Below are 15,627 nucleotides of genomic sequence, written 5' to 3'. Positions count from 1 at the left end.
GGGCTGCCCCTTGAGTCGGCCATCTATTTCTTGACCCACTTCCCATCCTGCTTGACGTACTGCCCGGACGGCGTTTTTTCGATGGCCTTCTGGCCGGCCACGGATTCCACCTTGGTCACCGCGATGCCGTGCTTTTCGGCGATGCGGGCGTACTCGGCGCGGCGGGCTTCGTTGATGGCCTCGACGATGTCTGCAGCGTCGCCCTGGGGTTTCACCACTTCCAGGTACCCGGTCGGGGTTTCGCCCACCAGTCCCTGGGTCTTGGCGGTTTCGAGTTTGCCCTTGGCGGTGTTCAGGTCCATCGCCAGGGCCGGCAGGCTGAGGCAGAGCGCGATCAACAGGGCGCCGATGCGTGCGGATACAGTCATGTCAGTTTCTCCTCCAGTGCGATGACGATCAGAACAGGCCTTCGTCTTCAAACAGTGCTTCCACGTCCTTGTCCACCTTCACGTAGATCTCGTGCTGGATCTTCACGTTCAGGTTGACGGTGATGGGCTCCTTGGGCGCCTCCATCTTCACCGTCGGCGTGCAGGCCGCCGCCATCAACCCCAGTGCCACGGCAGCCAGCGCCGCCCGGGACCGGGTTCCGGTTATCGTCATGGTTACTGCTCCTTCGTGTTGTCGTTCTGCCGTTGCTCGATCAGCTTTTTGACCCGCTCGGTCACCGTATCGTTCACCCGGCCGCTCAGCTGCAGGCTGGTCAGCAGGGCGGGAATGTCCTCTTCCAGGTTCACGTTGAGCACCACCGGCTGGCCGCCGTGGACATCCGGGTTCCTGCCCTCGATGTGCAAACCCAGTTGCAGGGTGCCGTCCCGATCATAGTCTATGGTGCTGTCGAGCACCGAATAGTGAAAGTTTTTCATAGCCTCGGCGACAATGCCCATTGCCATATTGTCACCTGCCAGGTCTTGCAGCCGGCTGCCCGGCAGCACCAGGCGGCCACCAGGCGAGAGCGCCCTCACGTCACCGTGTTCCACCGCCACGCCGTCCCGGCCGATGCGGACCGGTACGGTGCCACTGAGTTGACCGGAGCCGTCCAGATCCTCGCTGGGGTAAAGCTTCATGACCTGTTCCAGATCCAGTTTCTCGACGATCAACGGTATCCGGATCGGCAGGCGGGCCAGGTTCCACTGATGCGGTTCGACGTGGACCTGGCCACCCACCAGATCTGCCCGTGCCGTTTGCAGGTTCAATGTGCCGTTGAGGAACTGGCTACGGGTCGCTGCGTAGTCAGCGGCGAACTGGATGGGCCCGATGGGCACACCGGGATTGACCGTCTGGATCGACAGGTCCGGCATCCGGGCCGTGAGCCGGTCGCCCTGCAGGGACACTGAAACGGAACCGGTCATGCCGCTCCAGGCGGTCCGGTTGAAGGTGCCGCCGACGTTCTGGAGCCCGGCGTTGCTGTCCAGTTGCCATGGACCGGACGCGGGTCGGGTCAGCGTGGTGTCGACGTCCACCGTCCCCGCCGTGACATCGAGCAGCTTTGGCCAGCCTGCCCAGGTGGCCGCCCAGGCTTTACTGTCCTTCGGCGCCTGCAGGTGGCTGGTGATCTGGGCATTCAGGTCACCACCAAACGGCATCTGCAGTGCCACCTGCGCATCGGCGCCGGACTGGGCGGTGAGCTGGCCGTCCAGTTTGAGCTGTTTCAGGGTGCTCGCCAGCGACCCTTTGAAGCGCCAGGACTGGGGCTTTAATTGCGGATGCGTGATCTGCCCGGCGGACAACCAGACCGGCCCCTTGAGTTGCAGGCTGTCGAGTGCCGGTTCGTCTTTGTGGTAGCGGGCATCCAGGGTCATCGAGGGAATATCGCCACGGACGGTGTCCAGCTTGAGATCGAGGTTATTGGGTGCTGTGAGCCGGGCCAGCGTGGCATGGGCGTCGGGGCCCGTTTTCAATTTCAGGGAAGTGGCGTCCGCCTGTCCGGACAGGGGCAGGTCCAGCCGTGGCGATGTCAGTTGCCAGTCGCCCACCCGGGTTGTCGGCAGGCGACCGGTCAGCCGTGTCTGGTCGAACGCCACCGACCAGGGCGATGTCAGGGCCAGGGTCACCCGGCCGTCCAGGGTGAGCTGGCTGCGTCCCTGGCTGGTCAGCGTGACGGCCAGGGGCAGGGTGCCGGGCGGGGCGTTGTCTCCGGACTCACGTGGTTGCGTTGTCAGGGTCAGGGAGTCTGGCCGGATGAGCGCCGGCAAAGCGTCGGCCCAGTCCGCCGGCTGGGTCAGGGTCAGGTCGGACCGCAGCGAGCGCGCCTGCCACTGGCCCTTCGAAGCGACCAGGTCGACCGCCAGTTGACCGGATACCGTGCCGACACCGGGCACCGGCCAGGGTTGGGGCAGTTCGCCTTGTAGGGCTACAGAGCCGGACGCGGATTCGAGCGGCGGTTGACCGTCGGGCCAGTCCAGAGCCCAGTGAGCCTCGAGCTTCGCAGCGGCTGGTTGGCCGGGCAGGGCGTCGTCAGGTACCGGTGTCCACTGCTGCAGCCAGTCTACAAGCCATGGCGCCTGGGTCCATTCGGGGATTCGGGCGGTCCCGGTCCAGTGATGGGTGGGGCCGCTACTGTATTCGGTTTGCGCCGTCAGGGTGGGTTGGCCGTCGATGGCCAGTTGGGCGGTGGCGTTAATCTGTTCCGGTGGCTGGCCGTCCAGCGTTGTGTGGAGATCCAGGCGATGCCCGTCCCGTTTCAGTTGCAGGTTGAGCGCCAGGGGGTAGGGCTTACCGTTGAGGCTCAGATTGGCGGAACCGGCCAGTTCGCATTGTCCCGCCTGACAGGGCAACGTCGCCTGGAAGTGGTCGACGTTGACGCGGCGGGGCAGCCAGATGGGCCGTTCATTCGGTGGCGAGGTGTCGTCTGTGCTATCCGGAGTGTCAGCCTCGGAGCCGGTTACGATCAGCTGAAGCCGGTCGAGGTGGAGCTGGTCGAGCTGAGGGATCATCCCCTTCCAATGCCATTGCAGGGACAGGTCACTCCCACGGATCGCCCACCGCTGACCGGATCGGTTCAGCGCCACCTGAAAGCCGGTTGCGCCAAGGTGCGACAGGCCCAGATCCAGCCCCTGCCAGTCCAGTCGTTCGATGCCCTGCGACTCACGGGTCGCCTGCCACCAATGGCGCGCCCACAGCCCGCCGATCAACAGCAGGACAATGACGGCAATCACCAGCCCGAATACGACACGTCTCCGGCTCATGACGTTCCCTGACTCCCTCTGCGTATGGCCCGTCCGCGACCGGTTCCACCGACCGCCAATCCGTGATGTTCAAGCCCGACTATACAGGTCTTCGCCGGCATTCAGGGAGCGCGTGATACTTTGGTGATGATTTGGTGATGGCGTTGTCATGCAATCCCACTGCGGCGGGCCTAAGCTGGAGGCGATTCATAACGGAGCACACCGTCATGGCCCGAACCCGCCTGAAAACCGTCTACCGCCACCCGTTGCCTGTCCGCATCGGGCACTGGGTCAATGCGCTGTGCCTGTTCATCCTGCTGTTGAGCGGCCTGCAGATTTTCAACGCCCACCCGCATCTCTACTGGGGCAGCGCTTCGGACTTTGAGTCGCCCTGGCTGTCAATTGATTACCACTGGTCCCGGGACGATGGTTATTCCGGCTGGACCCGTGTCTACGACTGGCAGGCGGACACCACCGGCGTGTTGGGCGCGTCGCCAGGGGCGGACGGTGAACTGGAAGGCCGGGCCTTTCCGGCCTGGCTGACCATCCCCGGCTCCCGCTGGCTGGCGATGGGTCGCAGTTGGCATTTTTTCTTCGCCTGGATCCTGGTGATCAACGCCAGCCTGTTCCTGATCTGGGCGCTGTTCGCCGGCCACCTGAAGCGTCTGGTGCCCACCGTCGAGGACTGGCGTGGCTTCGGCCAGTCGGTGATCGACCACTTGCGATTGCGCCACCCGACCGGTGAAGCGGCGACCCGCTACAACATCCTGCAGAAGCTGGCCTACCTGACCGCGATCTTCGGCCTCGGTGGACTGATCGTGCTGACCGGCCTGTGCATGTCACCGCGGATGGATACGGTGCTGGAACCGGTGCTTGAATTCTTCGGCGGGCGTCAGTCCGCGCGCAGTATCCATTTCCTGGCGGCCAGCGGCTTTGTGCTGTTCGTCGCCATTCACCTGTTCGAAGTGATCGTCAGTGGCCCGGTCAACCAGCTGCGCTCGATGATCACCGGCTATTTCCGCTACCACGACGACGCCACCGGGGTGGCCTCAAACCGGGAGAACCGCCATGACGGATAACACGCGCCGCCGATTCCTCAAGACCCTGCTGGCCGGTGGCGGTATGGCTACCCTGACCGGCTGCGACTATCTGTCGGAGAAACCCTGGTTCCGCGACACCCTGGCCCAGAGCGAAAAACTCAGCGATGCGGTCCAGCACGCCATCACGCCGCGCAAAGCGATGGCCCGGGAGTTCACCCCGGCGGATATCTCGCCCAGCTTCCGCGCCAACGGCACGACCGATCCAGACGGGGCGGAATACCGTGCGCTGGCCGCCAACGGCTTCCGCGATTACCGGCTCAAAGTCGGTGGTATGGTGGAGAGCCCCATGACGCTGGATCTGGCGGCCATCCGCGCGTTGCCGTCACGCACCCAGATCACCCGCCACGATTGCGTGGAAGGCTGGAGTGCCATCGGCCAGTGGACCGGCGCCCGGCTCAGCGCCCTGGTGGAACAGGCGCGTCCCCATCCGGAAGCGCGCTACCTGGTGTTCCATTGCGCCGACCGCTACGGCCGCAGCGACAGCCCCTATTACGAAAGCATCGACATGGAAGACGCCCATCATCCACAAACGCTGTTGGCGTACGAGCTTAACGGCGAACCGCTGCCGATCGCCAATGGCGCACCGCTACGGCTTCGGGTGGAACGACAGTTGGGCTACAAGATGGCCAAGTACGTGATGGCCATCGAGGTGGTCGACCGTTTCGATCACATTGGCCGTGGCAAGGGCGGCTTCTGGGAGGACCGGGGCTACGCCTGGTATGCCGGCATTTGACCTGGATCGGGACGTGACTTGCCGCTTCCGGAAACATGAACCAAGCTGGAATGCTTCGATTCATTGGTTCTTATCCCGGGGAGCGTCATGTCCATGACCGACCGTTTCCGCTGGGGCATCATCGCGCCCGGCCGTATCGCCCACACCTTCGCTGAAGCCCTTGCGGGCATCGACGACGCCGTGCTGACGGCTGTCGCCAGCCGGGATCCGGTACGGGGAGCCGAGTTTGCCCGAGCCTATTCGACAGAAGACCATTCGGTCCGCGTCTGTCCTGACTACGACAGCCTGATCGACGAGCCGGATATTGATGGTGTCTACATCGCCAACCCGCACCGCTTTCACGCCGACTGCGTGCGGCGCTGCCTGGAAGCGGGCAAGCCGGTGCTTTGTGAAAAGCCGCTGACCGTCACGACGGCCGGCGCGGAGTCCCTGTTCGAACTGGCCGAAGACCGGGGCGTGTTTCTGATGGAGGCGGTTTGGTCACGCTTCCTGCCTGTCTGGGATCAGGTCCGCGATTGGGTCAGGCAAGGTGCCGTCGGTGAGATTCATTCCGTCCACTCCGACTTCTGCTTCCGGCTGCCGTTCAAATCCAATGGACGGCATTGGGACATCAACCAGGCCGGCGGCGTGACGCTGGATATGGGCATTTATGCGATTTCCCTGTCCAACTTCCTGTTCGGGCGGGGGCCGGACCGGGTGCAGGCGTCGGTGTTGAAAGGGGAGAGCGGTGTGGATATTCGCACTGCGGCACTGCTGGATTACGGCCACGCCGTCAGCGCCTTCACGAGCAGCTTTATCGCACGACGCGACAACACCATGCGCATCGAGGGCAACGCCGGCCGCATCGTGATCGACGGGCCCTTCTGGGGCTCGGATCGCGCCACCCTGACGCGTCACGACGCCGAGCCGAACGTCGCGGACCGGCCCCGCCGGATCAACGGCTTCGAATATCAGATCGAGGCGGCCATGGCCGACATTCGTGCCGGTCGACTGCAGAACGCCCGCATTCCCTGGGCGGATACGCTGGCGACGGCGCGGGTGATTGATCGGATTCTGGAAGATGGCGGTGTGGACTATCCGTTTCTCTAGGTTAATTAACGCTGTCGTTTGAAACGTTGATTGATAGTATCCCCCAATTTGGCCTTGGGAGTCTGAAACCAATGGAGGACATCGCTTCCGTCGCCTAAGAGGGCCGTCCATGGCCGCTTAGGCGACGAGGACATCCTGTCCTCTGCTCCAGCGATGACCTCCATTGGTTTCGATCGGGCCTTTTGCAAAGCCCTGTAAAAGACATGCACTACTACCCGGTCGTTTCTAGTCAGGCATAACGCCAAAATCAGATGGAAGGAAGCGAACCTCCTTGCCGGAGGAAGGACAGGGACGTCCTGGTTGCAATAGCGGCCAGGGACGGCCGTCTAGTGCAGCGGAGGCAAGGAGGTTCGCTTACTTCCCGCACAAGCTCGCAGGCAAATGCTTTCTCAACGTTGCTCTGAATCAAACCTTGTAATGCGCCAGCTCCTTCTGCAAACGCTCCGCCAGGGCAATCAGCTCCTGACTGGCTGCGCGGGTCTGATCCGCCTGGGAAGACGTTTCCTGGGCATTGTTGTGGATGCGTTCCAGGGTGTTGTTGATCTCCTCGGCCACCTGGCTCTGCTCCTCGGCGGCACTGGCAATATCGGTGTTGCGCTCGGAGATGCGGGCTACCGCCTCGCGCACTTGATTGATGGCGTCGCCGGATTCCTGCGCCTTGGCGGACAGGTTGCCCGCCAGCTCCCGGGTGGCATCCATCTTCTGGGACGCACCCTTGGCACCGGATTGCAGGCGCTCGATCTGCTCGCGGATGTCGTCGATCGAATTCTGCGTGCGGGTGGCCAGCATACGCACTTCATCGGACACCACCGCAAAGCCCCGACCGTGCTCACCGGCCCGGGCGGCTTCAATCGCGGCGTTCAGCGCCAGCAGATTGGTCTGCTCGGCGATGGAGTGAATCACATCCAGTACGCTGCTGATGGCCTCGCTGTGCTCGTCCAGCTCCGTGACCGATTCGGCACACTCGGCGATGGTCCGGGTCTGCTGCTCGATGATGCGGATGGTTTCCTGCACCAGCGCGTGGCCGGATTGGGCGTCGTTATCGGCGCCCTTGGCGGCTTCCTCGGCGATGGACGCACTTTCCGCCACGTTCTGTGCCGTCAGCGACATTTCGTGCATGGACGAGGCCACGTGCTCGGTATCGCCGGTCTGACGGGCAATGGACGCGCTGGAATCCTCTGCCACCTTCACCAATCCCTGGGACGCGTTCAGTACTTCACGGGACGACGCGCTGACGTCGCGGATGGTGTCCTGCACCCGGGCCAGCAGTTTGTCGAACCCGTTGGCCATCTGGCCGAACTCGTCCCGGCTGGTGGCGTTGAAGCGGATGGTCAGGTCGCCTTCGCCCTCGGCAATGTCGTTGACCGCACCGATCATCCGATTCAGTGGCCGTGTGATGACTGCTGAAACGAGCAGGTGGATGGCGAGTATCAGCAGGGCGCCCACAAGCACGATGACCAGCGCAATGCCGAGCGAATCGGCGGTAATCGTATCGGTCAGTTCGTCGCTGGAATAGGCCGACACCACCTTGTAGCCCCAGGGATCGAAAGGCGTTTCCGATTTTACCCAGTCGCCGTTGTCGCCAGTGAGGGCGGCCTTAACCACATCGTCGGTCTGGTTGTCCGAATGCATCCGGATACGGCCCTTGTCGTCCACCAGTGCCACGAAACCCCGGTCCAGAACCCGAGAGCCGGCAATGGCGTCTTCCAGCAGCGACATATCCGCCGAGTAGCCGACATACCAGATGCCCACAACCTGGCCGGAACCATTGCGCATGGGTGCGTAACCGGTGAGGTAGGGGTTGCCCAGGATATCCACCTGGCCGTAAAAGGCCTTGCCGGACTGGATGGCGCGGAAGGCGGCGCCCTGCGGGTTGAGGATGGTGCCAGTGGCGCGCTGACCGCCGTCTTTCTTCACATTGGTAGAGACGCGCACGTAGTTGCTGCCGTCGTAGACGAACAGTGTGGCCGTGCCGCCCATGTCATCGGTCAGGGCGTCGACCAGCTCATAGTGGTTGGCCATGGGCTCGCCGCCCAGCTGCAGATCCGGCACGGTGCGGTCGCCCACGCGGGTATCGTCGCCGCGCCCCGGCACGCCAATGGCTTTTCCCCGCTTGATCAGCACGTTCATGCTGCTCTTGACCCGCTCCATCATGATCGAGTCGGTGACCGAAAGCAGTCGGATGACCCGCTGGCGAGCATCGGTGGACTGGTTTTCCGCGGTATGGGTCAACTCGTTGTCGCGGGAAATAATGGTGAAAATGGCGCCTGCGATCACGACAACGGAAATCAGCAGGGTGATGGCAAGGAAAAACTTCTTCTTGACGGACATCGAGTCGGGCTCCTGATCGATAAGGCACCGCCGTCCTGCTGGCGGTATTCGTTGGGTATTTATCGACCAATAGTCGACAAACTTTACTCTGTCACCCAGCCCGGCGTTGCCCGGATTATCGCTGGCTGACGGTTGATCGGGATAACATCAAATCGACTTCGGGGGCGGCTCCCCGGAAAGGCCGCGAATGCGGCCGCATCCAGCCGATGCCCCGGTCGGTCGAGCGACGTTATGAGTGATTGCCGGCCAGCGGATGGCAGCAGGAGATTCGATGCTTGGTATTAGCTGGGGTGATGTCAGGCATTAGTCAGACCTTGGTTTACAGGCTGCCCGGCCGCGCGCACCATGAATGGCTTCATGTACATGCCACTTATGACCCTGATAACAACGAATCGGAACGATAGCGCGTTGACGGATGGGGCATTATCCAGTCGTTACACGTTGATCGACCCACACAACAGGTGCTGCCGGCCGCCTATCCCCCGAGCAGTGCGGAGTTACAGGCTGATTCGGCTTGCCAGCCTGATGGATCAGGACAGACGCTGGCGCCGGATGCGCCTTCCTGCTTTAGACCGAATAAATAACGAAGCACAAAGGAGAGAATCGACCATGCAGCATCGAATGCGAGCGCTGAAACCCTTGCTGTTGGCGGGTACCTGCACGCTGGCTATCTCGGCTCAGGCGGCCGTTCCGGAACAATGCCAGACGGTCCGCTTCAGCGATCCCGGCTGGACCGACATCAACGTCACCAACGCCCTGACCACGACCGTACTGAAGGGGCTCGGCTACGACACCAGCATCGATCTGCTGTCCGTGCCGATCGGCTTCAAATCACTGCAGAACGACGATATCGATGTGTTCCTGGGCAACTGGATGCCGGCCCAGCAGAAGTTCGCCGACCAGTATGAGGGCGGTTACGAACGCCTGCGGGCCAACCTGAAGGGCGCCAAGTTCACCCTGGCCGTGCCGGATGACGTCAAGGAGAAGGCAGGCGTGACGAGCTTTGCCGATCTCGACAAGCACGCCGAACAGTTCGACCACAAGATTTACGGCATCGAACCGGGCGCGCCGGCCAATAACCTGATCCAGAAGATGATCGACAACGACGACTTCGGCCTGGGCGACTGGAAACTGGTGGAGTCCAGCGAGCAGGGCATGCTCAGCCAGGTCAGCCGTGCCGAACGGCGAGACCAGTTTGTGGTGTTCCTCGCCTGGGAACCGCATCCGATGAACCTGCAGCACGACCTGACCTATCTGTCCGGCGGTGACGATTACTTCGGGCCCAACTACGGTGGCGCCACCATTTACACGCTGACCCGGAACGGCTACAGCGACGACTGCAGCAATGTGGGCACGCTGCTGGATAACCTGCAGTTCAAACTGGATATGGAAAGCCAGATCATGGGCCGCATCCTCAACGATGGCGAGGAGGCCGCGCGCGCCTACCTGAAAGCACACCCGGACGTGCTGTCCGCCTGGCTTGACGGCGTGACCACCGTTGATGGCCAGCCGGGGCTGCCCGCCGTCAAGCAGGATCTGGGGCTGTAACCGGCGCTCAGTCCAACCGCTTATGCACCCGCAAGGTGGCGATCCACATCGCCACCGACGCGAACACCACCAGCGCCAGCAGTTCCGGCCACAGGTCGACGAGACCGGCGCCCCGCAGCATGATGCCCCGCACCAGGCGGATAAAATGAGTCAGTGGCAGCACCTCGGCCAGCCACTGGGCCGGTGTGGGCATGCCTTCGAACGGAAAGATGAAACCGGACAGCAGCATCTGCGGCAGGAAGGTGAAGATCGCCGCCTGCATGGCCTGGAACTGGGTGGTGACCAGCGTCGAAATGAAAATACCCAGGGCCAGGCTGGCGATGATAAAGACCAGCGCCGCAGTGTAGAGGGCGAGCAGACTGCCGCGCACCGGCACCTGGAACACCAGGGCGCCGAGGATCAGCACCAGCGTCGTCTGCACCAGCCCGATGCCGATGAAGGGCAGCACCTTGCCGATGGTCAGCTCTGCCGACGACAACGGCGTGGTGATCAGGAATTCCAGGTTGCCCTGTTCCCGCTCCCGCACCAACGCGATCGCCGTAAACATCACCATGGTCATGGTCAGGATCACGCCGATCAGCCCCGGTACCGTGTTCAGCGGCGCCTCTCGCTGGGGATTGTAATAGCTCACGATTTCCACCGCCGAGACGCTGTCGGCGGTCGCTGACGCGTCGCCCCGCATCAGGCTTCGCACCGGGAACTGGCCGATCTGGCGGGCGGCCTGCTGGACCACCTGGTCCGAGCCGTCCACCACCAGCTGGAACACCTTGCGATCCGGGTCTGACAGCCGCTCCTCCAGATCCGGAGGAATGATCACGGCCGCCTTGATGGTGCCTTGCTGCAACAGACGATCGGCCGCTGCCGGGGCGGTCAGAACCTCATTGAATTCGAACACCCGGGACTGCAGCAGCTGCTCGGCCAACTCGCGGCTGGCGCTGGATCCCGCCTGGTCCACCACGGCAGCGGGCAAATGGCGGACGTCCATGTTGATGGCGTAGCCGAACAGCAACAGCTGCATCAGCGGAATGCCGACGATCATGGCGTAGGTCAGCCGATCCCGGCGCAGTTGACGCAGTTCCTTGCGGATCACGGCGAGCAGGCGGCGCAGGCTGAAACCGCTCACGGTCCGTTGCCTCCCCGGGTAGCGGCGACGAATACATCCTCCAGGTTGGGATCTGTGCGGGCCACCCGCGCCTCGATCCCCTCGGAGTGCAGGCGGTCGGCGACCGGTTCCCGGGTGTTCTCGCTGTCTACCAGTACCCGCAGGCTGGCACCAATCTGGGCGCTGGACAGCACGCCGGGCAGGTTGGCCAGCGCGAGCTCGGCCGCATGGGGACGGGCCGTTTCCACCAGCAGGGGCAGGGCGCCCAGATCCGCCTTGAGCTGGTCCGGCGAGCCTTCCCGCATCAGCCTGCCCTCCTGCAGGATGGCCAACTGATGACAGCGCTCGGCCTCGTCCATGTAGTGGGTGGACACGAGCAGGGTGGTGCCCGCCTCGGTCAGCTTGAACAGCTCGGCCCAGAAATCCCGTCGTGATTGTGGATCGACCGCACTGGTGGGTTCGTCCAGGAACAGCAGTTCCGGTTCGTTGAGCACCGCGGCAGCCAGCGCCAGCCGCTGCTTCTGGCCACCGCTGAGGGTGCCGGCCAACTGCGTCGTGAGGGCGTCCAGGCGATAGGTCTGGATCAGCTGCTCCAGGCGCTGGCGGGTCCGGGTGCGGTCGAGGCCAAACAGGTGGGCGACGAACTGCAGGTTCTCGGTCACGCTCAGGTCCCGGTACAGGGAAAAACTCTGGGTCATGTAGCCGATGCGGCGCTTGAGGGTTTCCGCCTGTCTGGGAATGTCCAGATCCAGCACCCGGATGTCGCCTTCGCTGGGCAGCAGCAGTCCGCATAGCATGCGGATCGTGGTGGATTTGCCGCAGCCGTTGGGGCCGAGGAAGCCGTAGACGCGGCTCCGGGGAATCTGGAGATCGAGATGATCGACGGCCGTGAGGTCGCCAAAGCGGCGGGTCAGCCCGTGGGTGACGATGGCGGCCGGTTCATTCGCCATCGCCCGGCTCCGTTGACGCGGGCCATGCCTGGGCGGGCACGCCGGCCGGCAGTGATTGTGCCCGCTCGCCCTGCAGGACCAGCTCGGCCCGGTAGACCAGGCGACTGGCGTCATCGCCGCTCAACGCGTAATACGGCGTGAAGGCCGGATCGCTTCGGATGCTGCGGACCACGGCGTCGAAATCCTCGGCCACGCCGTCTACTTTGACTCGGAAACGGTCGCCCGCCTGGATGACGGTCCTGCGGGCTTCCGGGACAAAAATGCGGACGTAAGGCGCCTCCCCACTGAGTAATGTCACCAGCGGATCACCCACTCGCGGTTGATCGCCGAGTTTGTGGGGCAGGCTGTCCACCCGCCCGCCCCGCGGCGCATGGACATCCAGTCGTTCGCGGCTGACGGTCAGCTGGCGCACTTTCGCATCCGCACTCTGCACCGCCGCCTGGGCCTGGTCCAGTTGCTCGGCCCGGGTGCCTTTTAGCAGTTCATTGAGCTGGGCCTGGCGGGATTCCACGGCGGCATTGGCGCTGTCCAGGGCGCTTTCCCGATCATCGAGCTGGGCTTTCGGAGCGGTGCCGCGTTGATAGAGCGTTTGCGTACGCTGAAGGGCCTGCTCGGCGTTGCGCGCCTGGCTGATAGCACCGGCCAGGTCGGCCCGGGCGGCTTCGATCGTTTCCGGCCGGGCGCCGTGGCGCAGCTCCTCCAGGCGGGCCGCCTGCTGCTGCAGCGTGGCCCGGGCCTCGTCCAGTTGGGCCTGCAGCCGGCGGGCATCCTGGCGCAGGATCAGGGCGCCTTTGGAAACCGCTTGCCCCTCGGTGACGGCCATCTCGGTAATGGGCTCGGACGCTTCCGCCAGAACCACAATACGGTCCCATTCGACCGTTCCCAGCAGGGGCTTGGCGGCACGATCGCATCCACTGACCAGGGTCAGGCCGAGGCACGTGATCAGGAGCAGTTTCAGTGCAGCCATGATGGCATCAGTGTCCTTCAGCAGGGAGAGAAAAAGCAGTGCGCATTCCGTGAATTGCTGATGAGTATAGACGCCGGACCGGCGGCGCCGCACTGAGCGGGATCAAGAACCCGGACGATACGAGGGTCCCGGGTCGGGACCCTGTGTGGTGCGTGGGATAGGAATCAGAAGTTGAAGCCAATGCCGGCGCTGTAGGCCCAGGCACCGTCATCGAAGTTGCTCTCCGCTTCGTCGGCGTTGTCGAAGAAGATCTGGTACTCCGTCTGCATGGTGATGTAGGTCTTGGGCAGCACGTAGTACTTCACGCCCAGTTCCGGTCCGGCGAAAAACGTCTCATCCACATCGTCGCCGTAGATGCCGCCCAGGTTGGCGCCCACGAAAGGCCGCCAGTCGCCGGCGTTGAAATGGTAATCCCCGAAGAACCGGCTGGCGCCGCTCCAGCTGGAGTTGTCGTTGGTGTCCGCGAAGCCGATGCTCTGGCGCAACCCAAAGGCGGTCGAAGTGCTGTAGAACTTACCGAGATCGAAGCTCACGCTGGCCGTGTTGTTGTCGAAATCGGTATCGCTGGACCCTGAGCCGGCCAGGGTAAAGAGGCGGTCTCCCTTGGTGGGTTCGGCCGATGCCAGCATCGGCAGCAGCGTCAGACAAAGGATTGCGATTGAAGGGGTGCAGCGCATGGCGTTGCCTCCTGCTTGTCGTGCGGGCGCGCACCGGAGATCGTTTCCTCCGGCCCATGGAACCTTGCCCTCCTGAATCCCTGCGCGCGTGGGATGTCAGGGACCGCACCGTGACTTCTCATTCTGAGCCTAGAAGTCAAAACAACGGCGCGACCGCCTCCCGCCCGATTTGTAATGTGACGTTCCGGGCGTGTCGGAACCAGGGCCGGTCCTGATGGGCAAACCTGTCGTGTTTTGATCCTGGCGGTCGGTGCGCCAGGCTTGGGGGGTGCTGATGGGGCGCGCATGCAGGCGGCTGAAAATAAAGGCCGGGTGTGGGCGCTCGTACGTTTCGGATCAGCGGCGACGACGGTCGGTTACCGGGTAGGCCGGCGCTGCCTTGGGGCTGTCATGTTTTACGGGTCGTTCCAGCCCGTCCGGCGCGTTAACGAAGTTTAATGCCCCGGGCCATCGAGGAGGGGGAAGGAGGAGCCCGGTGCCGAAACGACGTCCGGCACCGGCCGGCATCCGCTATTGCGGCGGTGCCGGAAACTGAACGTAAGGTCCCTGGGGTTCCTGGTCCGGCGGGACATAGGCCGGGGCCGGCTGCCCGGCGGGACCCTGATGGCGGATGAAGTGGTAGATGGCCCGCAGGTCCTGGTCCGACATGTCCCGCAGGGCGAACCAGGGCATGGGCGGTCGGTACTGCGTATTGCGGGCCAGGCTGAGCCACTGGTCCTCCGTCAGGGACTGCATGGTCAGCCGCAGGTTGCTGGGGTAAGTTGTGCCCCAGGGGCCGCGCCAGCCGAGGCTGTCGCCGGTCAGCCAGTTGCTGTCCGGGACCTGACCGCCGGACATGGCATAACCCGGGGTATGGCAGTCGTTGCAGCCGGCGATCTGGGTGAGGTAACGGCCATGACGAATCAGCTCGGTGTCGTCATCGGCGGCGATAGCGGCGTTCACGGCCGACAATAGCCAGACCGAAAGAGCCAGGAGGATTCTGGAACAGCGAAAACATGGGGATGGGAGAACAGTGCGCGCGACCATAATGGCCTCCGACACGGGACGCGATCACGCTTGACCGCAAAATTTAAGGTAATCCGTTTGGCGGCCAAGTCAATCACTGTCGAATCCGGTCTTCAACGTCGGCCTAGACGCACGCCTCCTGCGTCGCTTGCCGCGTTACGCGCGCCCCGCGCAGCCCCAGTTCATCGGCGTACAGCAGGTTGCCGATGCCCATGACGACGTTGCCGACGGAGATATGGCCGGGTGGGGCGGTTCCCTCGTCGGTGACGCCTTCCTGTTCCGCCTTCAGCAGCACCCGGAGCACATCGCCAAGATGAATCAGGAGGTCCAGCGCCCCAAAGTCTTCGGGAGGGTCATCCATCTGCCTGCTCACATAGGCTCGGGCTTCTTCCACGATCGCGGCCTGGTGGCTGCCCAGAAACTCGGTATCCAGGCCCATCATGGTCTGGTAACGGCGCTGTCGTTCCAGACGAATGGCTTCGATGCAGGTTTCTTCTGCCTGGTCGTCACCGGTCGGCGGGCGCGTCATGCCGGCTAGGCGGAAGTCCACATTGCCTTCGCCGAGCTGGCGGCGGACTTCATCCCGCACCTGATGCCGGGCCCGGGGCAGGAACTGGTTGATGGCCTGGCGCTTGGTCCGGGCCAGGTCCTCCCGGGTCACTTCCCGCACCAGCATGGCGAGGATGCGGGCGCATTCCACCAGGTCCGGCCACAGGTCGGCATCGATCGCATCGAGATCGTCCGGCAGCAATCGGGTGATGGTTTTCGCTTCGAAGTACAGGCCGCTGATGTCGGCGGCGGTGAGGCTGGATCGGGCAATCACCTTGCGAAGGCCCAGTCGCTCGATCTCGCTGAGGAGGCCGGGGAGCAGGAGGAGGGTGTAGTGTTGTGCGCCTGTCGAGGGTAACGCCATGGCATCTCCGGGGTGGCCCTTCCTGCCTTTAAGCGTAGCAGGTGAGCC

At 63.5% G+C, this 15,627-nt stretch carries 14 protein-coding genes; 4 read left to right on the top strand and 10 right to left on the bottom strand.

The window, feature by feature from the left end; all coding sequences use genetic code 11:
• Positions 1–23 precede the first annotated feature (23 nt).
• Genes EB809_RS06685 through EB809_RS06675 form a run of 3 tightly spaced genes read right to left on the bottom strand, consistent with a single transcriptional unit; the run spans position 24 to position 3,185 of the window.
• A complete protein-coding gene (locus EB809_RS06685) occupies positions 24–368 on the bottom strand; it encodes a YdbL family protein (protein ID WP_123634044.1) in 345 nt (114 codons plus the stop codon).
• A gap of 28 nt (positions 369–396) precedes the next feature.
• Positions 397–600, bottom strand: a complete 204-nt coding sequence (locus EB809_RS06680; RefSeq protein WP_123634043.1) for a YnbE family lipoprotein — start codon at positions 598–600, stop codon at positions 397–399.
• 2 nt (positions 601–602) lie between these two features.
• The gene (locus EB809_RS06675; protein ID WP_123634042.1) at positions 603–3,185 is read right to left on the bottom strand and encodes a YdbH domain-containing protein; all 2,583 of its coding nucleotides are present in this window, start codon (positions 3,183–3,185) and stop codon (positions 603–605) included.
• Between the two features lie 206 nt (positions 3,186–3,391).
• Between EB809_RS06675 and EB809_RS06670 the strand changes: the two genes are divergently transcribed.
• The 3 genes from EB809_RS06670 (at position 3,392) to EB809_RS06660 (ending at position 6,086) form a co-directional block, all read left to right on the top strand.
• The gene (locus EB809_RS06670; RefSeq protein ID WP_123634041.1) at positions 3,392–4,243 is read left to right on the top strand and encodes a cytochrome b/b6 domain-containing protein; all 852 of its coding nucleotides are present in this window, start codon (positions 3,392–3,394) and stop codon (positions 4,241–4,243) included.
• Positions 4,233–4,997 (top strand): molybdopterin-binding protein, encoded by a 765-nt coding sequence (locus EB809_RS06665; protein WP_123634040.1) that lies wholly within the window; start codon positions 4,233–4,235, stop codon positions 4,995–4,997. The genes EB809_RS06670 and EB809_RS06665 overlap by 11 nt, the downstream gene beginning before the upstream one ends.
• An 87-nt stretch (positions 4,998–5,084) precedes the next feature.
• Positions 5,085–6,086 (top strand): Gfo/Idh/MocA family protein, encoded by a 1,002-nt coding sequence (locus EB809_RS06660; RefSeq protein WP_123634039.1) that lies wholly within the window; start codon positions 5,085–5,087, stop codon positions 6,084–6,086.
• Positions 6,087–6,491: 405 nt separating this feature from the next.
• On the opposite strand, the gene EB809_RS06655 is transcribed toward EB809_RS06660, so the two are convergent.
• Positions 6,492–8,417, bottom strand: coding sequence for a methyl-accepting chemotaxis protein (locus EB809_RS06655; protein ID WP_123634038.1), 1,926 nt, complete (start codon positions 8,415–8,417; stop codon positions 6,492–6,494).
• 621 nt (positions 8,418–9,038) lie between these two features.
• On the opposite strand from EB809_RS06655, the gene EB809_RS06650 reads away from it, so the two are divergent.
• Positions 9,039–9,965 (top strand): choline ABC transporter substrate-binding protein, encoded by a 927-nt coding sequence (locus EB809_RS06650; RefSeq protein ID WP_411711061.1) that lies wholly within the window; start codon positions 9,039–9,041, stop codon positions 9,963–9,965.
• A 7-nt stretch (positions 9,966–9,972) separates the two neighbouring features.
• Here EB809_RS06650 and EB809_RS06645 read toward each other — a convergent pair whose 3' ends face one another.
• From EB809_RS06645 to EB809_RS06620, 6 genes are all read right to left on the bottom strand, one after another.
• On the bottom strand, positions 9,973–11,088 hold the full coding sequence (locus EB809_RS06645) for an ABC transporter permease (RefSeq protein ID WP_123634036.1): 1,116 nt from the start codon (positions 11,086–11,088) through the stop codon (positions 9,973–9,975).
• Positions 11,085–12,017: an ABC transporter ATP-binding protein gene (locus EB809_RS06640; protein WP_223807847.1), complete on the bottom strand. Its 933-nt coding sequence runs from the start codon at positions 12,015–12,017 to the stop codon at positions 11,085–11,087. The genes EB809_RS06645 and EB809_RS06640 overlap by 4 nt, the downstream gene beginning before the upstream one ends.
• Positions 12,007–12,984, bottom strand: coding sequence for an HlyD family secretion protein (locus EB809_RS06635; protein WP_123634035.1), 978 nt, complete (start codon positions 12,982–12,984; stop codon positions 12,007–12,009). Before EB809_RS06635 ends, EB809_RS06640 begins: the two co-directional genes overlap by 11 nt.
• A gap of 164 nt (positions 12,985–13,148) precedes the next feature.
• Entirely contained in the window at positions 13,149–13,661 is a 513-nt protein-coding gene (locus tag EB809_RS06630) for a hypothetical protein (protein WP_123634034.1), read from the bottom strand.
• Positions 13,662–14,171: 510 nt separating this feature from the next.
• Complete coding sequence (locus tag EB809_RS06625) at positions 14,172–14,603, bottom strand: cytochrome c (protein ID WP_223807846.1); 432 nt, start codon at positions 14,601–14,603, stop codon at positions 14,172–14,174.
• Between the two features lie 187 nt (positions 14,604–14,790).
• Positions 14,791–15,579, bottom strand: coding sequence for a hypothetical protein (locus EB809_RS06620; protein WP_123634033.1), 789 nt, complete (start codon positions 15,577–15,579; stop codon positions 14,791–14,793).
• Positions 15,580–15,627 lie beyond the last annotated feature (48 nt).

Source organism: Marinobacter sp. R17 (assembly GCF_003789045.1).
Lineage (GTDB): Bacteria > Pseudomonadota > Gammaproteobacteria > Pseudomonadales > Oleiphilaceae > Marinobacter_A > Marinobacter_A mangrovi.
Note: the sequence above shows the minus strand (reverse complement) of the source record. Positions and strands in the feature narration are given on the sequence as shown.

Bases quoted from the DNA above. Each gene is read 5' to 3' on its own strand.
- EB809_RS06665 (WP_123634040.1), top strand. From the start codon at position 4,233: ATGACGGATAACACGCGCCGCCGATTCCTCAAGACCCTGCTGGCCGGT.
- EB809_RS06680 (WP_123634043.1), bottom strand. From the start codon at position 600: ATGACGATAACCGGAACCCGGTCCCGGGCGGCGCTGGCTGCCGTGGCA.
- EB809_RS06685 (WP_123634044.1), bottom strand. From the start codon at position 368: ATGACTGTATCCGCACGCATCGGCGCCCTGTTGATCGCGCTCTGCCTC.
- EB809_RS06675 (WP_123634042.1), bottom strand. From the start codon at position 3,185: ATGAGCCGGAGACGTGTCGTATTCGGGCTGGTGATTGCCGTCATTGTC.
- EB809_RS06655 (WP_123634038.1), bottom strand. From the start codon at position 8,417: ATGTCCGTCAAGAAGAAGTTTTTCCTTGCCATCACCCTGCTGATTTCC.
- EB809_RS06635 (WP_123634035.1), bottom strand. From the start codon at position 12,984: ATGGCTGCACTGAAACTGCTCCTGATCACGTGCCTCGGCCTGACCCTG.
- EB809_RS06630 (WP_123634034.1), bottom strand. From the start codon at position 13,661: ATGCGCTGCACCCCTTCAATCGCAATCCTTTGTCTGACGCTGCTGCCG.
- EB809_RS06670 (WP_123634041.1), top strand. From the start codon at position 3,392: ATGGCCCGAACCCGCCTGAAAACCGTCTACCGCCACCCGTTGCCTGTC.
- EB809_RS06650 (WP_411711061.1), top strand. From the start codon at position 9,039: ATGCGAGCGCTGAAACCCTTGCTGTTGGCGGGTACCTGCACGCTGGCT.
- EB809_RS06640 (WP_223807847.1), bottom strand. From the start codon at position 12,017: ATGGCGAATGAACCGGCCGCCATCGTCACCCACGGGCTGACCCGCCGC.
- EB809_RS06620 (WP_123634033.1), bottom strand. From the start codon at position 15,579: ATGGCGTTACCCTCGACAGGCGCACAACACTACACCCTCCTCCTGCTC.
- EB809_RS06660 (WP_123634039.1), top strand. From the start codon at position 5,085: ATGTCCATGACCGACCGTTTCCGCTGGGGCATCATCGCGCCCGGCCGT.